We start from the raw sequence: 19471 nt of genomic DNA on the forward strand, positions 1-19471 counted from the left end.
ACACTCTGGCCGACCAAGCCGAGGATGCGCCCATGAAGACCCCTATTGATGCCGATGCCCGCCGCGCCATCAAGCCGGTGATCTGCTACCCCAATGACACGTTGCCGGAGCCCGATCTGGCGCTTTATGCCAAGGCGCGCGACAGTGCTGAAAAGACGGGTGAGGTTTTGGTCCCTGCGCGCGAAGCGGCGTGTTTTCGCGTTCCCGCCGGGCATTTTTTCCGCATTTCGTCGGTTGAGGGGCCGCAGGTGGGTGATCTGAACCTGTGGAACGCCAATGACCCGTCCGAGCGGTTCTACTCCGGCAAATCCCGGGCGTTGCATGGCACGCACCTGACCACCGGTGAGCGGATGTGGTCATCCTTTCCAACGCTCCGGCCGATGGCCACGATCACAGCGGATACGCTTGGCTGGTATGGGATCGACCAATATGGCGGGTCGGTGCATGACGTGATCGGAACGCGCTGTGATCCCTATACCGGCAATCTGCTCAGTGGCACGCAGTATCACCATTGCTGCCATTCCAACCTGATCCGGGCACTGGCGGATGAAACGGGCCTAACCTATGCCGAAGCTGAGCCACATGTGCACGACGTCCTGAACGTGTTCATGTGCACCGGTTTTACCCGCGACACCGGCCAGTATTTCATGAAGGCCAGCCCGGTGCGCCCCGGTGACTACCTTGAGTTTTTTGCTGAGATCGACCTTTTGGGGGGCTTGTCCGCTTGTCCCGGCGGTGATTGCTCAAGCGAGCATTCAAGTGATGAGGCTTCCTGTCATCCGCTGCTGGTCGAAATATTCGCACCATCAGATGCCGCGCTGGACGGGTGGCAGAGTCCGCCGCCCAATGGCTACAACCGCCAACACGCTGACTGAAACATCAAGACCGCGCGTATTTGATGAAGGGCGTCAGCGTCGCAATCCGGTCATAGAGCTTGCGGGCTTCTTCGTTGAAATCCTGCGTCAGCCAGTAAACCGACGGGCACCCATCCGTATCGGCGGCGGCATAAACCGCCTCGATCAGTTTTCGGCCCACACCGGTGCCCCGTACGGACGGGTCAGCATAGAGATCCTGCAGATAGCACACATCGTCCAACCGCCAGTTATGGGCGTGGTAGATGTAGTGCACCAACCCCACCAGATCGCCGCCTTTGACCGCTACAAAAGCCTTTTGGTTCGGGTGTTTATGCGAACAGAGCCTTTCGAAAGTCGCATCATAGACCGCTTCCGATACGCTGCTGTTGTAAAACTCTAGATAGGCCGTCCAAAGCGGGCGCCATTGGGATTTATCGGCTGTTTCGATGGGGCGGATGGCAATGTGATCTGACATGAGGAGAACGGCCTTGGAAGCAAGTGATTGGTGCGCCAGAGCCTATGGCAGAACCCATCCGGAAACCAAGGCAAAGCTGAGCCCAATCGCTATTTGTCTTTGGCCAGTTGCACAATCGTCGGATCGGTCTCTGGCGCCAGTTCCTCGAAGTCGAAATTATCAAGCCGCTTGGCGCGCCGCCCGGCCTTGTCGGCGCTGATCTTGATGTCGGCAATGTCCTTGGAGGCCTGGCCGAAATGACGGTCAAGATTTTCCACCCGCGTGCTCAGCCGTTCGACATCACCAAAGAGCAAGCCCAGCTCACGCCGTATGGCGCCGGCCTGTTCGCGCATCCGTGCATCCTTGAGGATCGCGCGCATGGTATTGAGCGTGGCCATGCAGGTGGTGGGTGAGACGATCCAGACCCGCGCGGCGAACCCCTCGCGCACGAGTTCGGGAAAATTGGCATGAAGTTCGGCATAGACCGCCTCAGACGGCAAGAACATCAGCGCACCATCGGCGGTCTCTCCATCTAGAATGTATTTGTCGGAGATGTCCTTGATGTGCTTTTTGACGGACGTGCGCAGGAACTTGGCGGCCTCGTTCACTTCCCAGTCGTTGCTGGCGTTACGCAGGGCCTCATAGGCTTCCAGCGGGAATTTACTGTCGATACATATCGGACCCGGCGGGTTGGGCAGGTGGATGAGGCAATCAGCGCGTTTGCCGTTGGAAAGCGTGTGCTGCATAGCATAGCTGTCCGATGGCAGCGCCTTGGACACGATGTCCGTCAGCTGGATTTCGCCAAACGCCCCCCGCGTCTGCTTATTCGATAGAATATCCTGAAGCGTCAACACATCGCCCGACAGCTTGGTGATATTGTCCTGGGCCTTGTCGATGGCCACCAGGCGTTGCTGCAAATCCCCCAGGGATTGCGCGGTGCGCCGGGCCGAGCCTTGCAGGTTTTCATTCATCTGGGTCGACACCTGGCTCAGGCGTTGTTCCATCAGTTGCAGCATGTTGGTCTGGGCGGCGGCCTGCGCCTCGGACACGTGGTTGAGACCCCCGGCCAGTTGTTGTTGCCCATTTCCCAGCTCTTGTACACGGTTGCCCATCTGGGTCAGTTGCTGGGCCAACGGCTCCGCCATGCGCGCCGATTTGCCCGCCGCTCGGACCGCCATGATCAGGAGGATCAAAATCAAGAGGAGCGCACCAGCACCGATAAACGCCGCCAGCGTCAGCGGATCATTGAGATCAAAGCTGTAGGGGCCAATCTGGATCATGTGCGCCCAAACAGCCGCTCGATATCGGCGAGCTTGAGTTCCACATAAGTAGGCCGCCCGTGATTGCATTGGCCGGAATGGGGCGTGGCCTCCATCTCGCGCAGGAGCGCGTTCATTTCTTCGGCCTGCATCCGGCGCCCCGACCGGATTGAGCCGTGACAGGCCACCCGGCTCAGGATCGCCTCGATCCGGGTACGAACGGTGGTGCTGTCGCCCTGATCGGCCAGTTCATCCAGAATATCGCGGACCATGGCGCGCGCATCAATTTGCCCTAGGATTGCGGGCGTTTCGCGCACGGCGATGCTGCCCGGGCCGAAAGGTTCGATCACCAGCCCCAATGTGGCAAGGTCCTCGGCCATCTCCAACAGGCGGGCGGCGTCGCTTTCGGACAGGTCAACGATCTCGGGGATGAGAAGAGCCTGGGACGCGACGCCGCGATCCGCCATCTGGGTTTTGAGTTTTTCGTAGACCAGCCGTTCATGGGCGGCGTGTTGATCAATGATGACCATCCCATCGGCTGTCTGCGCAATGATGTAGGTTTCATGGACCTGCGCGCGGGCCGCACCCAGAGGATGGTCCTGTGGCGCATCGGCCATTGGCGCGTCGATGCTTTCGGTCACAACAGGTTCGACGCGCGCGCTGTAATCGCCCTGCATATCTGCAAACCCGGTGGCGGCCATCGGGGTGCGGGGCGCATGGCCTTGCGGGGCAGGGCGGTCCATTTGGTAGACGCGCGGACCTGTTGGCTCAGTACGGAACGCGCCCAATGTTGCATTCGCGACGGTGGATGAGGCGCGATGTCCGGCCTCGGCCAAGGCATGACGCAGACCAGAAACGATCAGCCCGCGCGCCAATCCGGGATCGCGAAACCGCACTTCGGATTTGGCAGGGTGTACGTTTACATCCACGAGCGTCGGATCACAGTCGATAAAGAGCGCCGCCGCCGGATGGCGATCCCGGCTGAGGAAATCATGATACGCCGCGCGCAACGCGCCGTAGAGCATCTTGTCCCGCACCGGGCGTCCGTTCACGAAAAGATACTGCGCCACGGAGGACCCGCGCGAATAGGTGGGCAGTGCGGCATACCCGGTCATGTGCAGGCCTTCGCGCATGGCGTCGATTTTCAGCGCGTTATCGGCAAAATCCGTGCCCAGGATGCGCGCCAGACGGCCATGAAGTGCGCCAAAGAGATCTCCGGTTTCAGCATCGGCTCGAAACGTGATGCGCCCCTCACCGCCACCAGACATGTCGCGCAGTGTAAAACCCACAAAGGGTTCTGCCATGGCAAGGCGCTTGATCGTGTCGCTGATCGCCTGTGCCTCTGCCCGGTCGGTGCGCATGAATTTCAACCGGGCCGGGGTGGCATAAAAGAGGTCGCGCAGGGTTACGATGGTGCCTGCGTTCAGCGCAGCCGGTTTGACGGCGCCGACCTGCCCACCGATGACGGTGATTTCGGCCGCATCATGCCCTGCAGCCCGCGACGCCAGCGTCAGACGCCCCACGGCACCCAGGGAGGGCAAAGCCTCGCCCCTGAAGCCGAAAGTGTGGATATTGAGAAGGTCGCTACCGTCGATTTTCGATGTGGCGTGGCGCGATAGTGCGAGCGGCAAATCACCAGGGGCAATGCCGCACCCATCATCCGTCACCCGGATCAGGGTCTTGCCGCCGTCCGCATAGGCAATGTCGATGCGCGTCGCACCCGCATCCAGCGCGTTTTCAACGAGTTCCTTGACCGCAGAGGCTGGCCGTTCCACCACTTCGCCCGCCGCGATGCGGTTGATCGCAGCGTCGTCGAGTTGGCGAATAACGGGTTGTTTTTCGCTTATATTGGGGGCGGATTGGGCCATGCCACAACACTTAGCATGAATTCGCACGATTCGGGAACTGGATAACAGTGGCGAGGCGCACCCGATTGCGCTAGGCTGCGGCCCACATGAATTGGCAATGAAATGAGGCGGATATGCAGAGCGAAACCATAGACGGCGCGGTTTTGGAAACCTGGGACGTGGAAGAGGTTGCAGCCGCCTGGGCGCGCAATGAGATCGTGCTGATCGACGTGCGCACCATTCAGGAATACGGAATGGAACACATCGAAGGGGCACTGTTGTCTCCCATGTCGTTTTTTCATGCTGAAAAGCTGCCGGGACAGTCGGACAAACAGATCGTGTTTCACTGTGCGGGCGGGGTTCGGTCCGAGAAAGTGGCGCGGGCCTGCATTGCTGCGGGGATCACCCGAGTGGCGCATCTTGGTGGCGGATTTGGCGCGTGGAAGGCCGCCAAGCAGCCATTCCTGACGATCAACATGGCCACAGGCGCGCCGCAACGCGTGAATGCGGGATAGGTGGGGTGAGTTCCGGACAGTTAAGGCGTGTGACCTTATGACCGCTTTGCGCCCAAATTGCAAAATGCTGCGCCTCATACTAACGTCTGCTCATTGAAAACGGAGGGGCATTTTTGAATGGTGTCTGGAGGCCAGAACGGCGTAACAGGAATATCGGTACAAAAAGCGCGGGCTATTCGAAGTCGAACGATATGCGAATTCCAGAAAGCTGGCTCGACAAGCATGGAAACTGCTCACTGTACTATGAACGCATTGAGCTTCCTCAAGTAGAAGAAGTAACCGTCAATAGTTTCCAATTGAAGGTGCTATATGAGGAGCCACATGAAGGCTTCACTTACGGTTGCTCTCCTGAAGATGTCAAAAGGTTGTTATCATCGGCGGCGGAAATGGTTCCCGCTCTGCCAGATATTGTTGCGTTCCGACAACCTACTCGAAAACAGCGACAGCGATTTCCGGTTTGGGGTCGATTTCTTTACGTTGCCGAGTTTGGAAAGCATCAAGGCACAGCAATTGTGTTAGAAGCGCAAGAGTTGGGTGCTTTTCTAAAAAGAACCAAAAGCATGAGTCTAGAGGATCGGGCCGAGTATGAGCGTCTCATCCGTGACGGATACTCTTTCCGGGAAACCAAGCGGCATTTCGTGGCGAAACTTACCGAAGATGCCGTGCGAAACACAAAATTGTACCGCACACTTCCGCACGAGCTTGGGCATTTAGCTGACTACCACCAAAAAGTCCTTAATGAGCGAACGGCACTCGATCCTGACCAGGACATTGCTGCTGACCTCTATTTTTCGAGACCGACCTCTGAACGCGAGGTATTTGCTCATAGGTTTGCAGAAGAACTCGCCCAATCCCTTAGATCGGCCGGCAAGATACCTTTTGGACCTCTGGGGTTCGCGTAAGCAGACATCCCAGGCGAGACAAGCAACGGCAGCTTCGTCCCGCATAACAGACATTCCTATATCACGGCAGCGGAATGAATTCATGATCATCGCAGGGGGGCAATTGGAACCGTCCATCTGCCCAGTCGCCTGCGGCCCATGCCTCTTTGGCCGCCTCGATTTTTTCCTGGTTTGAGGCCACAAAATTCCACCACACATACCGCGGACCGTTCAGGGTTTCTCCGCCCAGGGCCATCAGCCGCGCGCCTTGCTCTCCTGCTTTGAGGGTGATCGCATCGCCCGGGCGGAAGACCATCATCCGGCCCGCCTCAAACACTTCGCCGGCAATCTCGACCGAGCCGCCCGTGATGTAAACGCCGCGATCTTCATGGTCCTCCGGCAGCGGCAGCATGGCGCCGGCTTCCAGCACCACATCGGCGTAAAACATGTCGGTGAACGTGCTGACAGGTGCGCGCTCTCCCCAACCCCGCCCCATGATCAGGCGAAGCTTTGTACCTTCGCTCTCCAGATACGGTAAGGCGCCTGCGCCGTGATGCTCGAAACTGGCGGGGTTGTCCTCCGCCACCTCGGGAAGGGCCACCCAGGTCTGGATGCCAAAGAGCTTACTCTGCCCGGTGCGTGTAGCTTTGCTGGTGCGCTCGGAATGGGTCACACCGTGGCCTGCAACCATCCAATTGACCTCACCTGGATAGATCATCTGATGCGTGCCTAAACTGTCGCGATGCTCAAACTCGCCATCATACAAATATGTAACCGTGCCCAGGCCAATATGAGGATGCGGGCGCACATCAATGCCCTGGCCGGTCAAAAATTCTGCGGGCCCCATTTGATCGAAAAAGACGAACGGGCCCACCATCTGACGCTCGGGGGCAGGCAGGGCACGTCGGACTTCGAAACCGCCGATATCCCGCGCACGGGGCACGATCATGGTCTTGATGTCATCCAGATTGCCCGCATCCGGGCAGCGTGGCTCAAGTGTGGGGTTCCAGCTCATGATCGCCTCCTGACGAAATGTCGTGGTTGAGATACTAGATAGCATTTCAGGCAGGTGCGACCTATCCCAGAGCGTGCACAGACATTGTGCAGAACAGCAAACCAACCGCACCGTTGCGCCAAATAAAAAACCCGGGCGCGAACGCCCGGGCTAGATATTTCAACTGTCCTGATCAGGAAGTGTCAGGTGGTCGAAAACTCAGGATACGCTTCCATCCCCAATTCGGTTGTGTCGAGGCCGTTAATCTCAGCTTCTTCATCAACCCGCAGGCCCATTGTGGCCTTGAGCAGGAACCAGACCAGAGCCGATGCCAGAGAGACAAACACACCGACTACGACGATTGCATAGAGCTGCGTGCCGATGCTGGCAGCATCATTGGTGAAGCAGACGGCGATTGTGCCCCAGATGCCTGCAAAGAGGTGAACCGGGATGGCGCCAACCACGTCGTCGATCTTAAACTTATCAAGCATTGGGACGGTGAAGACCACAATCGCGCCGCCAACACCGCCGATCAGAGTGGCCTGGATCAAAGAGGGTGTGAGAGGTTCTGCGGTGATTGAAACAAGGCCCGCCAATGCGCCGTTCAGGATCATTGTCAGGTCGGGTTTCTTGTACATCAGCTGTGTCATGATCAACGCAACCACTGCACCAGAAGCCGCAGCCGTGTTGGTGTTGGAGAAGATGCGGCTGATATCCGCGACGTTGCCAGCGGTGTCCATGTAAAGCTGTGAGCCGCCATTGAACCCAAACCAACCCAGCCACAGGATGAACGTCCCCAATGTGGCAAGTGCAAGATTTGAGCCGGGCATCGGATTGACACGTCCGTCTTTGTATTTACCCAGACGAGGCCCGAGGATGATGGCACCCATCAATGCGGCCCAGCCACCTACGGAGTGCACAACGGTTGAGCCTGCGAAGTCTTGGAAACCCATGGCATCAAGGAAGCCACCGCCCCATTTCCAGCTGGCCTGAACCGGATAGATTACCGCGGTCAGCACGATCACAAAGACCAGGAAAGGCCAGAGTTTGATCCGCTCGGCCACGGCACCGGATACGATGGATGCGGTGGCAGCACAGAACATCAGCTGGAAGAAAAAGTCAGAACCGACGGAGGCATATGTAAGGTCAGGTTCTGCGCCTTCGAGACCAACTGGCTCAAGCGAGGTGATTGAGAACGCACCCAGCATGCCATCGATCGACCACCCGTCGCCCGGATACATCAGGTTGTAGCCGAGGATGTAGTAGAAGATTGATGCGAGCGAAAAGAGCGCCATGTTTTTCGTCAACTGCATGGTCACGTTCTTACCGCGTACAAGACCCGCTTCCAGCATGGCGAAACCAGCTGCCATGAAAAACACAAGGAAGCCTGATACCAGAAACATGAAGGTCGTGAAAATAAAGCCGATATCGGCATTGGTCGGCGTTGTGTCGGCCTCTTGCGCCAGGCCCAGATTGGGCAGCGCAATCAGCGCCGTGGCAAGGCCCAGTTTTGTCAGGGTTTGCATGTCTTTTCTCCTGTAAAGTTTCGGTTCAGAGCGCGTCTGCATCGGTCTCACCGGTGCGCACTCGAATGGCTTGCTGAAGATCGAGTACAAAAATCTTGCCATCACCGATTTTGCCGGTGTGGGCGGTCTTGGAAATGGCGTCGGTTACCTGATCAGCCATGGCCGATGTCACCGCGATTTCCAGTTTGATTTTTGGTACAAAGTTGACGGCGTATTCGGCGCCGCGGTAGATTTCAGTATGGCCTGATTGTGTGCCGAAACCCTTGATTTCGGTTACCATCATCCCTTGCACGCCGATCCCTGTCAGCGCCTCGCGGACTTCATCAAGCTTGAAAGGTTTGATGGTCGCAATGATCAGTTTCACCCTATTCCCCTTTATTGTCTGCTTTTGAGACGTGTCCCTATGACTGGAGGAAAGAGAATTGATTCTGCGGCGCAGCGAAAGTTTGAGCCGCTGGGCTGAGCAGATTTTGCGAAGGCGCTGCACATAAATTGTGCAAAAATTTTGAAATGCTTAAAAAATAGACAATGCAAAAAGCGATCACAGGTATCGACCAGGGGTCTACATTTGAAGTCGTGCGATATAGAGTGGCGAAAACAAACGGGTCCGGGCAGGACGAGCATGAGTAAATCTGGTGGCAAACGGCCCCCTTTGGTGGCCGATAAGCGGTATAAAAAGCCCAAATCGAAGTCCGCAGCGGCAAAGCGCAAGCCTGCGTCCAAACGCAAGCGGCGTGCACCTGCGCGCAAACGCAACCCGATTGCGGCGTTTTTCATTCGCATATTCCGGTGGATCATGCGGGTTGTCTGGTGGTTCACGTGGCGGATCACGGCTGTGGTGACTGTCATCGTTGGGCTGGCTGTCGGGTATGTGTATCTGTCGCTGCCCGATGTTACGCAGTTGTTGGATGGACGGGCGCGGGGGTCCGTTACCCTGCTGGATCGCGAGGGCGAGGTGTTTGCCTGGCGCGGGGACCAGTTTGGTGGGGAAGTGAACGCCAAGACCGTCAGCAAGCATCTGAAAAACGCCGTTGTCGCCACGGAGGACAAACGGTTTTACCGCCATTTCGGAATTAGCCCACGCGGCGTGGCCAGTGCCGTGCGCATCAATTTAAGTGAGGGGCGCGGTCCGCTGAGCGGCCATGGCGGGTCAACCATCACCCAACAGACGGCCAAATTGCTCTGCCTCGGCGTTGAGTTTGACGCGACACAGTGGAAGGACGAGGCGGCTTATGTAAACGACTGCCGCCGCGGGTCGATGTCACGCAAGATCAAAGAGGCAGTTTATGCCTTGGCGATGGAGGCGAAATATACCAAGGATCAGATCCTCTCGATCTATCTGAACCGCGCCTACATGGGAGGTGGTGCGTATGGGGCTGAGGCGGCATCACAGCGCTACTTTGGCAAATCATCCGCCCAGATTGGCGCAGCAGAGGCGGCGATGCTGGCTGGCCTGTTGACGGCACCATCATCGCTTGCCCCGACCAGCAATCTGAAACGCTCGCAGGACCGCGCGGCAACCATACTGCGCCTGATGCAGGAACAGGGGTACCTGACGCCCAAAGAGATGCGCGACGCACAGGCCAATCCGGCAACACTGTCCAAAGCGGCCAACGCACAGACTGGTGGCTATTTCGCGGATTGGGTGATGGATAGCGGGCCCGAATTCTTTACCCGTGACACGACCGAGGATGTGATCATCCGAACGACTCTGGACCAACGCATTCAAAAAGCGGCAGAAGATGCGTTGGCTTTCATTTTTGAGAACAAGGTGCGCGAAGGCTCCAAGGCGCAGGCCGCCATCGTGGTGATGTCCGCCGACGGCGCCGTGCGCGCGATGGTGGGCGGGCGTGATACCAAGGTGGTGGGCGCGTTTAACCGCGCGACACAGGCCAAACGTCAGACCGGATCGGCGTTCAAACCATTTGTTTACGCCACGGCGCTGGAGTTGGGGTACAATTGGGACTCGGTGGTTATGGACGAACCTTACTGTCTTGATATCGCCGGATCAGGTCGCTGGTGTCCGGAAAACTATGACAAGAAATATCGCGGACGTGTCACCCTTAACCAGTCACTGCGTCAATCGCTGAACATTCCGGCGGTGAAGGTCAGCGAAAGCGTGGGCCGTAATCTGGTGCGCGATGTCGCAACCGGCTTTGGCATCGACAACAAGCTGGCGGACGGGCCTGCGCTGGCACTTGGTGCATCGGAAAGCACGCTGCTCGAGATGTCAGGCGCGTATGCGGGCATTCTGAATGGCGGCTCATCGGTTACACCTTACGGTCTGACGGAACTGCGTCTTCTGGGTGATGATACCGCGATGATGGGCGTCAGCGGCGGCATCGGAGAACGTGTCATTCAACAAGATGCCGCCCGTGAGCTGACCTGGATGATGTCACGCGTGGTTGAAAACGGAACTGGCCGGCGCGCCAAGCTGCCCGGCCGGGAGGCCGCGGGGAAAACCGGCACAACCCAAGCCGCCCGCGACGCATGGTTTTTGGGCTTCACGGCCGATTACGTCACCGGTGTGTGGATGGGATACGACGACAACACACCGCTCACGGGCGTCACTGGCAGCGGACTTCCAGCGGAAATCTGGCACGAAACGATGACGCGGGTTCACGAGGGCACTCCCGTAAATGCGTTGCCCATGGCGCGCCCGGCACCGACGCAGCAGGTTGCCCCGCGTGACAATCGTCAACGGCGTCAGCGCGGCAACGCCATCGAAAACATCTTGCGTGATCTCTTTGGGGTGAACCGGTGACCGGGTGGCTGCGTTACCGCAGCCATTGCTCGAGCGGCATGTCCTTGAGGCGTTTTCGGTACTGACCTGCAACCTCTTTCAATGGTTCAGTCTCCTCAGCTGAAAACCGTCCATCGCCGTCCGTGTCGAACGATGCTATTACTTGCGCATAGGGTGTCAGGAATTCGTCCTGACTGACCGCGCCATCGGTATTTTGGTCGAAGATCGGCATGACCCAGAGTGGCCCGCCCCAGCCGCTGCCGTGTTCACGTAGACGCGCGCCGATAGTATTGCGATCCGCGGGATATTCAGCGGTGGCCCCCGCAACCAGTTCTTCGAAGCTGAAAACACCGTCATTGTCGAGGTCATGTAACCCTTCTAGACGGTTCTCGACTTTGTCAGCCAGTTTTTGCTCGATGACAGACGGATCAATGCTCTCTACAGCCGCGCCATACGCCAATAAACCGCCGCGCGCGTCGGGCAGGTAGGTCTGGTGAATTTCCTCAATCGTCACGGAGCCATCGCCATCGACATCATGGGCGGCCCAGTAAGAAAATGAGCTCTTGCGCCGCTGCACAACGGCCAGCCGTTCCCGCAACAACGCATCCTCAGCAGTTATGCTTCCGGAGTTGTCGACATCGGCGCGGAAGTAAATGTCACGTACTATGTCAATCAGTTCGGGCCCGGGGGATTGCGCGTTTTGTCCACGGGCCAGCGCCGCAAGGTGGGTTGTGACGCGCATCGTTTGTTCATCTGCGTCCTGGGCCGAAACTGGCGCGGTCAACGCTGGAGCGAGTATCATGGCACCGATCACGGCCGAGAAAACATGCTTCATGACGGTCTTGTCCTTGTATCAACAACAGCACGCGTAAATGCCGCGCGCATTCGCTCCAAACCCCGAGAAACGAGGTCAGAGCGCGATTGTTTTACAAATCAAATGTGGCAAAAACTGGGGCGTGATCGGACGGTTTTTCCCAGCCGCGTGCATCCCGGTGGACACGCGATGAATGGGCCGCCCCAGAGATATCTGGCGTGGCCCAGACATGATCCAGCCTGCGCCCTTTGTCGGCCGCATCCCAATCCCGGGCGCGGTAACTCCACCAGCTATAGAGCTGGCCATCTGGGATGTCGGCGCGGGTCACATCGACCCATTTGCCCGCGTCCTGCGTTTCGGCCAGATGTTCGACCTCAATCGGCGTGTGGCTGACAACTTTCAGCAGTTGCTTGTGGCTCCACACATCGTCTTCGCGCGGTGCGATGTTCAGATCACCTACCAGAATCGATTTTTGCGGGGTCTCAGCATGGAACCAGTCGCGCATATCGGTCAGGTAATCCAGTTTCTGACCGAACTTTTCGTTCTTGTCCCGATCCGGCACATCGCCGCCCGCGGGCACATAGAAATTGTGGATCGTGACACCGTTTTCCAGTTGCCCTGCAATGTGACGGGCATGGCCGAGTTCTGCGAAGTCCTTTGAACAGACCTCGGTGATCGGCAGGCGCGACAGGATGGCGACACCGTTATATCCCTTCTGCCCCCGCGCAACCATGTGGCAGTATCCAAGGGCCGCAAAATCGTCGAGCGGAATTTTGTCGACCGGTGATTTGCATTCCTGCAGGCAGAGCACATCAGGTGCTTCCTCGCTCAGCAGCTTGCAGACAATCGGCGCGCGCAAACGGACGGAATTGATGTTCCAGGTGGCAAGGGTGAAGGACATGGGCAGGCTCCGCTCGGATCAGTTGCTGCCAGTCATATCGGAAAGCACGGAAAACAGAAGGGCCTGAAACGCGTCCGGTGCCTCAATCTGGGGGATATGGCCAACATCTGTCAGCATATGCGGCGGTCCTTGGCCGATCAGCGCGGCCAGGGTATCGGCCTGTTCGGGCGGTGTCACGGTGTCCTTGTCACCCCATATCAACTGTGTGGGCAGGCTGAGGGTCTGGTAATTTTCCGCGCGGGTGCTGCGGGCCTCCGGGGGTGGCACCAGAAGCGAAGGTAGCCAATCTGAAAACGCGGCGGTCGACCCTTCGATCACCATCGGCTGTTGCAGGATATCGACCACCTCATCCGTCGCGGCCTCCTTGATGTAAAGAAGCTGGGCAAGAAGGGTTTTGGTCAGAAGCGGGTTGGTGCCCGTCAGGGAAACGATGATCTCGCGCAACCATGTTGGGCGGAGTGGCGCGGGCAGGGATTTGTGTGTTTCGTGACTGCCCAACCCCACAGCGCCGTCGATCATCAGGAGCCCGGCAAAGGCCGATTGGTCGATCATCACCGCCTCGGTTGCAGGAGCTGCACCAAAGGAATGCGCAACGAGAATGGGGCGCAGTTGCAGGGCATCTGTGAGGGCCAGGATCCGGCGCGCCTGTGTCTGGCGGCTGTAAACACCGTCCGGGTCACGTTCGGAAAATCCAAAAGGTGGCATGTCAAATGCTAGCACACGGTAGCCCTCTGCCGCGAGGGCCGTGGCTGTTTCTGCCCAGAGACCTGACCACGCGGCGGTGCCATGGGCGAGAAGCAGCGGCGTGCCGTCCTCGGGTCCGGAAACCTGCACGTAAATCGCGCCCTTGTCGGTGGCGATCATCCGCCCTGCCTCGGGCCGTGCCTCGGCGGCGGTTTGTGTTTCGCGCAACATGGCCGCGCCCCGAAACCCCAGAGTGACCACCACGACGAGTACAACGAGCGCGATCAGGATGCGTTTGAACCCTTTCATGATGCGCCTGCGTGCATGAGGGGAAGTTCGGTTGTGTCCTTGATCTCTTCCATCACGAAGCTGGCCGATACATCCCCCATCGGCACACGCGCAATCAGGGTTTGGTAGAGTCGGTCATAATCGGCCATATCCGCGACGCGTGCACGGATCAGGTAATCGAGATCGCCGGTCATGCGGTAGACGCCGGTGATTTCAGGCGCGGCGCGGGTGGCGCGGGCGAATTTCTCGAGCCATCCGGCATCATGTGCCGCGGCCTTGATCTGCATGAAAACCTCAAGCCCCAGGCCAAGTTTCGCAGCATCCAGAAGGGCCACACGCGCTCGGATCACGCCATCGCTTTGCATTGCCCGGATGCGTCGCCAACAGGCATTGCGCGAGAGGCCCACGCGGTTACCTAGCTCTTCCAGCGGTAAATCGGCATTGCGCTGCAGTTCTGTCAACAATTTTCGATCAATATTGTCAAATTCGCTCATGATCCTGGATTATCGTGGGAGGAAATCACAAAATCAATTGAAATCGCCCAATGTTTGGGAAATCTTCACGGTTTCCAGGCGGTACTATCAATCAAACGCCACTCATGGAAAGGGCCACCGCAATGATGAACCGTATTTTTCTCGACCACCCGCATAGCGTTGATGAAACCTATGCTCAGCATCTGGTCTTTGCCGGAAAATTTGGTCTCAAGCTCTTTGCCGCCGGGTTTTGTGCGATCATCCACGCCATCATTCCCTGCGCGTTTGAAAAGACCGCCAGCCGTATGATCGCGGATATGTACGCCAAGACCCACAACCGGGGTCAATAAGCGTACTGGAACGCAAAAACGGAGGCCGATCAAAGCCTCCGTTTTCTGTTTTCATCAAGGGGTAGCGGCCTAGCCCGCCAGCGCCTTGTTCAGGTTCTCATCGACTTTTTCGAGGAAGCCCATGGTGGTCAGCCAGCCTTGATCCGGGCCGACCAGCAGAGCCAGATCCTTGGTCATGTGACCGGATTCCACTGTGTCCACGATGACCTTTTCCAGTGTCTCTGCGAAATTGTTCAACGGACCATTCCCGTCAAGTTTGGCGCGGTGCTTCAGGCCACCGGTCCACGCATAGATCGACGCGATCGAGTTGGTCGAGGTCTCTTCGCCTTTCTGGTGCTGGCGATAGTGACGGGTCACCGTGCCATGCGCCGCTTCGGCTTCGACGATCTTGCCATCCGGCGTCATCAACTGCGAGGTCATCAGACCCAGTGAGCCGAAGCCTTGCGCCACGGTGTCGGACTGCACGTCGCCATCGTAGTTTTTGCAGGCCCAGACAAAGCCGCCGGACCATTTCATGGCGCTTGCGACCATGTCATCAATCAGACGGTGCTCATAGGTGATGCCCGCCGCCTTGAACTTGTCGGCAAACTCTTCGTCAAAAACTTTCTGGAACAGGATCATGAACTGGCCATCATATTGCTTGAGGATGGTGTTCTTGGTCGAAAGATAGACGGGCCAGCCGAGAGACAAGCCGTAGTTGAACGAGGCACGGGCGAAATCGATGATCGACTGATCAAGGTTGTACATGCCCATATAGACACCGGATGACGGCGCCTGGAAAACTTCGTGCTCGATCACTTCGCCGTCGTCGCCGACAAATTTCATGCTCAGCGTGCCGGGTCCGGGAAATTTCATATCCGTCGCACGGTACTGATCACCATATGCATGGCGGCCGATCACGATGGGCTGGGTCCAGCCGGGCACAAGCCGTGGCACGTTTTTGCAGATGATCGGTGCACGGAACACAACCCCGCCGAGGATGTTGCGGATCGTCCCGTTCGGGCTGCGCCACATCTTTTTCAGGCCAAACTCCTCGACCCGGCCTTCGTCGGGCGTGATGGTTGCGCATTTGACGCCCACACCGACTTCCTTGATCTTTTCCGCCGCATCAATGGTGATCTGATCTTCGGTGCGGTCGCGCTCTTCGATGCCCAGATCGTAATAGAGCAGGTCAACGTCCAGATAGGGCAGGATCAGTTTCTTCTTGATGAAGTCCCAGATGATCCGGGTCATCTCGTCGCCATCAAGCTCGACGACGGGGTTTTCTACCTTGATCTTGGACATAAAGCGCATCCCTTGCGGCTGGGTGAATCGAAAAACTGCTGCCTCATAGCCTATCCAAACGGGTTAGGAAAGACGGTATGCAACAGTATACATAAAATACGTTTTCCAGATCATCCATCGCTGTGATCTGTTGTTGCCAGAGGCACCATCAAAACCCGCGCCACGAGTGCACAGGCCAAGACACCAATGATCAATGGTATCGGTGTGCCATCAAAGGCCAATCCAATGGGCACGGCCAGCACAACGGATCCTACCGTTGCCAGGCCGGAAATCAGACTGGCCGCCATGCCCGCAACGTGTCCCAGTGGCTCCATCGCCAATGATGTGAGGTTCCCGAGCGTTAGTGAAACCATGGCGAACAGGCTGGCTTGCCAGAGAAAATACACCGCAAATCCTGCGTTCGGGTCTAATGCCAGTTGCATCAGGGCAAGCGTCAGCAGGCACAAAACGATTTCGATACTCAGCGCGGCGCTTACCAGACGCCGCATGCCAAAGCGCATCACAAGAGCGGCGTTCATCAGACTGGTTGCCCCGGCAAGAAGCGCGATCAGCCCAAACCAATAAGGAAATTGCGCGTCGCGGCCATAGGTATCGGCCATGATCTGTTGGATTGAACTGAGCGCACCAAAGAGCACAGCAAAACAGAGCGTCTGAACGGCAATCGACAGGCGAACAGACCGAAACGATAGAACCTGAACGGCTGCCTGCCAGAGGGTGTACAGCTCGAAAGTGCTTCTTTTTTCCCGGGGCAGGGGTTCGGGAAGGCGTAGCATCATCCATGCGGTGAAAATCGCAGCAAAGATCAGGAAACTGCCAAAAATGCCGCGCCACCCCGCCACGGCGATGATGCCGCTGCCAATCAGAGGGGCCACGGCAGGGATCAGCGTGAACACCATCATGACAAATGACATCAACCGCGCCATTTCCCGGCCCGCATAGAGATCACGGATGATGGCCATCGAAACAATGCGTGCGGCGGACACACCCAAGCCCTGCAGGATGCGCGCAAGGATCAGGACTTCCAGAGATGCCGCCCCCAGGGCCATCAATGCCGCCAAGGCATAGATCAAAGAACCAACCAGAATAACCCGCCTGCGCCCAAAGGCGTCTGACAAGGGGCCGACGACAAAGGTTCCCAATCCCATGCCCAAAACAAACGACGTCACCACAAGCTGCGCGCGGTTGATGTCGTCGGCTGATAAATCCGCGCCTATGGTTGGCAGAGCCGGGAGCATGGCATCAATCGAATAAGCCACGACACCGCCCATCATCGCCATCAAGGCTATGAATTCAGTTACCCCCATTTTTGGTTTCGGGTCTGCCGCGGGCTGGGTCATTTTCTGGTTTCCCTAGCGGCCAGAGGATCAAAGCACGTCCGTAAGCGCCGCATAGGTTGGGTTGGAATTGCGATGGTTTCAGCCGGCCTCATCAGCCTTGGCTGTCAATTCATCAATCACTTTGATCCACAGCTCCGCCGGTTGGCAGCCGGGTACAGCCTGTTGGCCATTCACGATAAAGGTCGGCACGCCGGTGATGCCCATTTCGCGAAATCGTGCATCGCGTGCGCGGATGTCTTCGAGGTCCGAATTTGTCTCCAGCAGGCGTTGGATCATCGCACCGTCCATTTCGAGACTATCAGCGATATCGGCCAGTACCTCGGCATCGCCAATATCACGTCCTTCGTCGAAATAGGCGGCAAAAAGGGCCATCGCCATAACATCCTGCCGCTCTTCTATCCCTGCCCAGTGGAGCAGGCGATGCGCATTGATGGTGTTGGGTGTCCGTTTGATGGCAGCAAAATCGATGGTCAGTCCGGCCTGCTCGGCACGTTCCAGCACGGGCGCATAGGCACGGATGGCCCCTTCCTTACCGCCGAATTTCCCCTCAAGGTACGCGCGGCGGTCCATGCCCTCTGGCGGCATGTCCGGATTGAGCTGGAATGGATGCCATTCAATCACAAAGGGATGATTGGGACGTTGTGCAAGCGCTTGATCCAAAAGTGTTTTGCCGATGTAGCACCACGGGCAAATCGGATCGGAGATGATATCAAGCTTGATCATTTTAGACTTTCAAAAATCGGACGCAATGCGCGCCGCAGGAGTTTGCCGTTGGCCCCGGTGGGCAGCACCTCAAGGTGATAGAAACCGCGTGGCGTTTTGTAGGGAGCCAACCGCGATGCCAGATGCTCTTGCAGCGCTTCGTCCGACAAGGCGTTCGGACCAGTATAGAAGGCCATTATCACGCGTGCATCTTCTTTTACTTCGATGTCGGTGACCGCCGCCTGCGTGATCCCCGGGTGATCGTTCAAGGCCGCTTCGACCTCGATCGGTGAGACGCGGAAGCCACCGGCGTTCATCATGTCGTCGGCGCGGCCCAGATAGGTGATTTGCCCGTCTGCATCCATTCTGCCTTGATCGCCGGTTATAAACCACGCGCCGTCATACCGCGCGGCGGTTTCCTCCGGTGCATTCAGATATTCCAGCATCAGGCCCGGATCAGATTGATGAATGGCAATACTGCCCTCTTCGCCAATCGGAACAGGTCCGTCGGGTCCCAATATGGCAACGCGTCGTCCGGGCTGGGGTTGACCCATTGCGCCATCAGCGGCGGGATTTGCTGCACTTCCTGAAATGAAGGTCGAACATTCTGACATGCCAAACGCTTCATAGACCTGTGTGCCGGTTGAACCGATCCACGCGTTTTGCACGCGTTCCGGCATCTTCTCCCCGGCGGACAAGGCATGGCGCAATTTTGGCAGGTTGATCTTGGCATCGCCGCGCAGAAATTTCCGAAAAACACCCGGTGCCGCGGCAAAAATCGTTGCATCATGTCGCTGCATCAACTGCGGTAAGTCTTCGGGCGCGGTTCCCGGCTCTGCAATCAGTGCGGTTGCCCCGATGGTCCAGGGATCCATCAAGCCCGTACCCAACGTGTAGGTCCAGTTGAACGCGCCCGCATGCAAAAGCCGATCTTCCCGGGTCAGCCCATACCAGCCGTCAAACATCATCTGCCTTGCCCATATCGCCCGGTGTGCGTGGGCGACGGCTCGTGGTTTGCCTGACGTGCCAGAAGTATAAATGATGTAGGCCAGCCGATTGGGATCACCCATATCAAAGGTGGCCGGTGGCATGCGCCGCATTTGTATCAGCGCGTCCTGATCAAGAATTGGTATTTCAGTGGCAGGACAGGCGACGCCGGGTCCTTTCAGGATGGCCGCGGGTTTCACGGTTTCTATAATCCCGCCCACTTCGGTTTCGGTCAGTTGCGAAGAGGTCGGGACCGGCACCAGACCAACGCTCAGACAAGCCAAATAGGCGATCGGGAATTCAACCGTGTTCCCAAGCCGCATCAAAACAACATCGTCGCGGTTGAGGCCTGTTTCGAGCAGTCCGGTTGCCGTGCCCAAAACGGCTGATTTAAGCGCGCTGTAGGACCACGACTGGGCACCGGACAGGCTCAAAACCTCGAGCGCAACCTTGTCCGGCACATGATCGGCGCGCCCCAATACATGCGCCGCCATATTGAAAGGCTCAGGGCAAGCGGGCGGGGGCCTTGATTGAACTCGGACAACATTTCCAACGCTTAGGGCGCTGGCGCATTGGTT

At 57.7% G+C, this 19471-nt stretch carries 18 protein-coding genes and 1 pseudogene; 5 read left to right on the plus strand and 14 right to left on the minus strand.

The features are described from left to right. Window positions 1-32 precede the first annotated feature (32 nt). A complete protein-coding gene (locus ACZ1HJ_RS08260; RefSeq protein ID WP_472721819.1) occupies window positions 33-875 on the plus strand; it encodes an urea carboxylase-associated family protein in 843 nt (280 codons plus the stop codon). Between the two features lie 4 nt (window positions 876-879). Here ACZ1HJ_RS08260 and ACZ1HJ_RS08265 read toward each other — a convergent pair whose 3' ends face one another. From ACZ1HJ_RS08265 to mutL, 3 genes are all read right to left on the minus strand, one after another. Then, complete coding sequence (locus tag ACZ1HJ_RS08265; protein ID WP_472721820.1) at window positions 880-1329, minus strand: GNAT family N-acetyltransferase; 450 nt, start codon at window positions 1327-1329, stop codon at window positions 880-882. An 89-nt stretch (window positions 1330-1418) separates the two neighbouring features. Continuing rightward, window positions 1419-2588: a DNA recombination protein RmuC gene (locus ACZ1HJ_RS08270; RefSeq protein ID WP_472721821.1), complete on the minus strand. Its 1170-nt coding sequence runs from the start codon at window positions 2586-2588 to the stop codon at window positions 1419-1421. Continuing rightward, window positions 2585-4435 (minus strand): DNA mismatch repair endonuclease MutL, encoded by a 1851-nt coding sequence (gene mutL, locus ACZ1HJ_RS08275; RefSeq protein WP_472721822.1) that lies wholly within the window; start codon window positions 4433-4435, stop codon window positions 2585-2587. The genes ACZ1HJ_RS08270 and mutL overlap by 4 nt, the downstream gene beginning before the upstream one ends. Window positions 4436-4548: 113 nt before the next feature. On the opposite strand from mutL, the gene ACZ1HJ_RS08280 reads away from it, so the two are divergent. Both ACZ1HJ_RS08280 and ACZ1HJ_RS08285 read left to right on the plus strand, forming a co-directional pair. Further along, window positions 4549-4929 (plus strand): rhodanese-like domain-containing protein, encoded by a 381-nt coding sequence (locus ACZ1HJ_RS08280; RefSeq protein ID WP_472721823.1) that lies wholly within the window; start codon window positions 4549-4551, stop codon window positions 4927-4929. Window positions 4930-5042: 113 nt separating this feature from the next. Next, window positions 5043-5831 carry a hypothetical protein gene (locus ACZ1HJ_RS08285; RefSeq protein WP_472721824.1) on the plus strand — a complete coding sequence of 263 codons (789 nt, stop codon included), beginning with the start codon at window positions 5043-5045 and terminating at the stop codon, window positions 5829-5831. Window positions 5832-5892: 61 nt separating this feature from the next. On the opposite strand, the gene ACZ1HJ_RS08290 is transcribed toward ACZ1HJ_RS08285, so the two are convergent. The 3 genes from ACZ1HJ_RS08290 to ACZ1HJ_RS08300 form a co-directional block, all read right to left on the minus strand. Beyond that, complete coding sequence (locus ACZ1HJ_RS08290; protein WP_472721825.1) at window positions 5893-6825, minus strand: pirin family protein; 933 nt, start codon at window positions 6823-6825, stop codon at window positions 5893-5895. Window positions 6826-7007: 182 nt separating this feature from the next. Next, window positions 7008-8330, minus strand: coding sequence for an ammonium transporter (locus tag ACZ1HJ_RS08295; protein WP_472721826.1), 1323 nt, complete (start codon window positions 8328-8330; stop codon window positions 7008-7010). A 25-nt stretch (window positions 8331-8355) separates the two neighbouring features. Then, entirely contained in the window at window positions 8356-8694 is a 339-nt protein-coding gene (locus ACZ1HJ_RS08300; protein ID WP_472721827.1) for a P-II family nitrogen regulator, read from the minus strand. Window positions 8695-8952: 258 nt separating this feature from the next. Between ACZ1HJ_RS08300 and ACZ1HJ_RS08305 the strand changes: the two genes are divergently transcribed. Further along, entirely contained in the window at window positions 8953-11094 is a 2142-nt protein-coding gene (locus tag ACZ1HJ_RS08305; RefSeq protein ID WP_472721828.1) for a transglycosylase domain-containing protein, read from the plus strand. Window positions 11095-11107: 13 nt separating this feature from the next. On the opposite strand, the gene ACZ1HJ_RS08310 is transcribed toward ACZ1HJ_RS08305, so the two are convergent. From ACZ1HJ_RS08310 to ACZ1HJ_RS08325, 4 genes are all read right to left on the minus strand, one after another. Next, window positions 11108-11908, minus strand: a complete 801-nt coding sequence (locus ACZ1HJ_RS08310; RefSeq protein ID WP_472721829.1) for a dockerin type I domain-containing protein — start codon at window positions 11906-11908, stop codon at window positions 11108-11110. Between the two features lie 91 nt (window positions 11909-11999). Further along, window positions 12000-12788, minus strand: a complete 789-nt coding sequence (locus tag ACZ1HJ_RS08315) for an exodeoxyribonuclease III (RefSeq protein ID WP_472721830.1) — start codon at window positions 12786-12788, stop codon at window positions 12000-12002. Between the two features lie 18 nt (window positions 12789-12806). After that, window positions 12807-13781 (minus strand): alpha/beta fold hydrolase, encoded by a 975-nt coding sequence (locus ACZ1HJ_RS08320; RefSeq protein WP_472721831.1) that lies wholly within the window; start codon window positions 13779-13781, stop codon window positions 12807-12809. Then, entirely contained in the window at window positions 13778-14254 is a 477-nt protein-coding gene (locus ACZ1HJ_RS08325; RefSeq protein WP_472721832.1) for an Lrp/AsnC family transcriptional regulator, read from the minus strand. Before ACZ1HJ_RS08325 ends, ACZ1HJ_RS08320 begins: the two co-directional genes overlap by 4 nt. Window positions 14255-14376: 122 nt before the next feature. Here ACZ1HJ_RS08325 and ACZ1HJ_RS08330 point away from each other — a divergent pair, with 122 nt between their 5' ends. Next, window positions 14377-14583, plus strand: coding sequence for a DUF6356 family protein (locus ACZ1HJ_RS08330; RefSeq protein WP_472721833.1), 207 nt, complete (start codon window positions 14377-14379; stop codon window positions 14581-14583). Window positions 14584-14652: 69 nt separating this feature from the next. On the opposite strand, the gene ACZ1HJ_RS08335 is transcribed toward ACZ1HJ_RS08330, so the two are convergent. The 4 genes and pseudogenes from ACZ1HJ_RS08335 to ACZ1HJ_RS08350 all read right to left on the minus strand — a co-directional run bounded on the left by ACZ1HJ_RS08335 (window position 14653) and on the right by ACZ1HJ_RS08350 (window position 19440). After that, window positions 14653-15867, minus strand: a complete 1215-nt coding sequence (locus ACZ1HJ_RS08335; RefSeq protein WP_472721834.1) for an NADP-dependent isocitrate dehydrogenase — start codon at window positions 15865-15867, stop codon at window positions 14653-14655. A 110-nt stretch (window positions 15868-15977) separates the two neighbouring features. Next, window positions 15978-17204, minus strand: coding sequence for a multidrug effflux MFS transporter (locus ACZ1HJ_RS08340; protein WP_472721835.1), 1227 nt, complete (start codon window positions 17202-17204; stop codon window positions 15978-15980). A 78-nt stretch (window positions 17205-17282) separates the two neighbouring features. Beyond that, window positions 17283-17927, minus strand: coding sequence for a DsbA family oxidoreductase (locus tag ACZ1HJ_RS08345; protein WP_472721836.1), 645 nt, complete (start codon window positions 17925-17927; stop codon window positions 17283-17285). Continuing rightward, a pseudogene (locus ACZ1HJ_RS08350) lies at window positions 17924-19440 on the minus strand (class I adenylate-forming enzyme family protein). Before ACZ1HJ_RS08350 ends, ACZ1HJ_RS08345 begins: the two are co-directional and overlap by 4 nt. Window positions 19441-19471: the final 31 nt, after the last annotated feature.

This window comes from Roseovarius sp. JB2-10 (assembly GCF_055693585.1).

Coding starts and splice junctions, on each gene's coding strand:
- ACZ1HJ_RS08310 (WP_472721829.1), bottom strand. CDS start 11,908: ATGAAGCATGTTTTCTCGGCCGTGATCGGTGCCATGATACTCGCTCCA.
- ACZ1HJ_RS08315 (WP_472721830.1), bottom strand. CDS start 12,788: ATGTCCTTCACCCTTGCCACCTGGAACATCAATTCCGTCCGTTTGCGC.
- ACZ1HJ_RS08265 (WP_472721820.1), bottom strand. CDS start 1,329: ATGTCAGATCACATTGCCATCCGCCCCATCGAAACAGCCGATAAATCC.
- ACZ1HJ_RS08325 (WP_472721832.1), bottom strand. CDS start 14,254: ATGAGCGAATTTGACAATATTGATCGAAAATTGTTGACAGAACTGCAG.
- ACZ1HJ_RS08260 (WP_472721819.1), top strand. CDS start 33: ATGAAGACCCCTATTGATGCCGATGCCCGCCGCGCCATCAAGCCGGTG.
- ACZ1HJ_RS08335 (WP_472721834.1), bottom strand. CDS start 15,867: ATGTCCAAGATCAAGGTAGAAAACCCCGTCGTCGAGCTTGATGGCGAC.
- ACZ1HJ_RS08270 (WP_472721821.1), bottom strand. CDS start 2,588: ATGATCCAGATTGGCCCCTACAGCTTTGATCTCAATGATCCGCTGACG.
- ACZ1HJ_RS08305 (WP_472721828.1), top strand. CDS start 8,953: ATGAGTAAATCTGGTGGCAAACGGCCCCCTTTGGTGGCCGATAAGCGG.
- ACZ1HJ_RS08295 (WP_472721826.1), bottom strand. CDS start 8,330: ATGCAAACCCTGACAAAACTGGGCCTTGCCACGGCGCTGATTGCGCTG.
- mutL (WP_472721822.1), bottom strand. CDS start 4,435: ATGGCCCAATCCGCCCCCAATATAAGCGAAAAACAACCCGTTATTCGC.
- ACZ1HJ_RS08330 (WP_472721833.1), top strand. CDS start 14,377: ATGATGAACCGTATTTTTCTCGACCACCCGCATAGCGTTGATGAAACC.
- ACZ1HJ_RS08340 (WP_472721835.1), bottom strand. CDS start 17,204: ATGACCCAGCCCGCGGCAGACCCGAAACCAAAAATGGGGGTAACTGAA.
- ACZ1HJ_RS08280 (WP_472721823.1), top strand. CDS start 4,549: ATGCAGAGCGAAACCATAGACGGCGCGGTTTTGGAAACCTGGGACGTG.
- ACZ1HJ_RS08320 (WP_472721831.1), bottom strand. CDS start 13,781: ATGAAAGGGTTCAAACGCATCCTGATCGCGCTCGTTGTACTCGTCGTG.
- ACZ1HJ_RS08345 (WP_472721836.1), bottom strand. CDS start 17,927: ATGATCAAGCTTGATATCATCTCCGATCCGATTTGCCCGTGGTGCTAC.
- ACZ1HJ_RS08290 (WP_472721825.1), bottom strand. CDS start 6,825: ATGAGCTGGAACCCCACACTTGAGCCACGCTGCCCGGATGCGGGCAAT.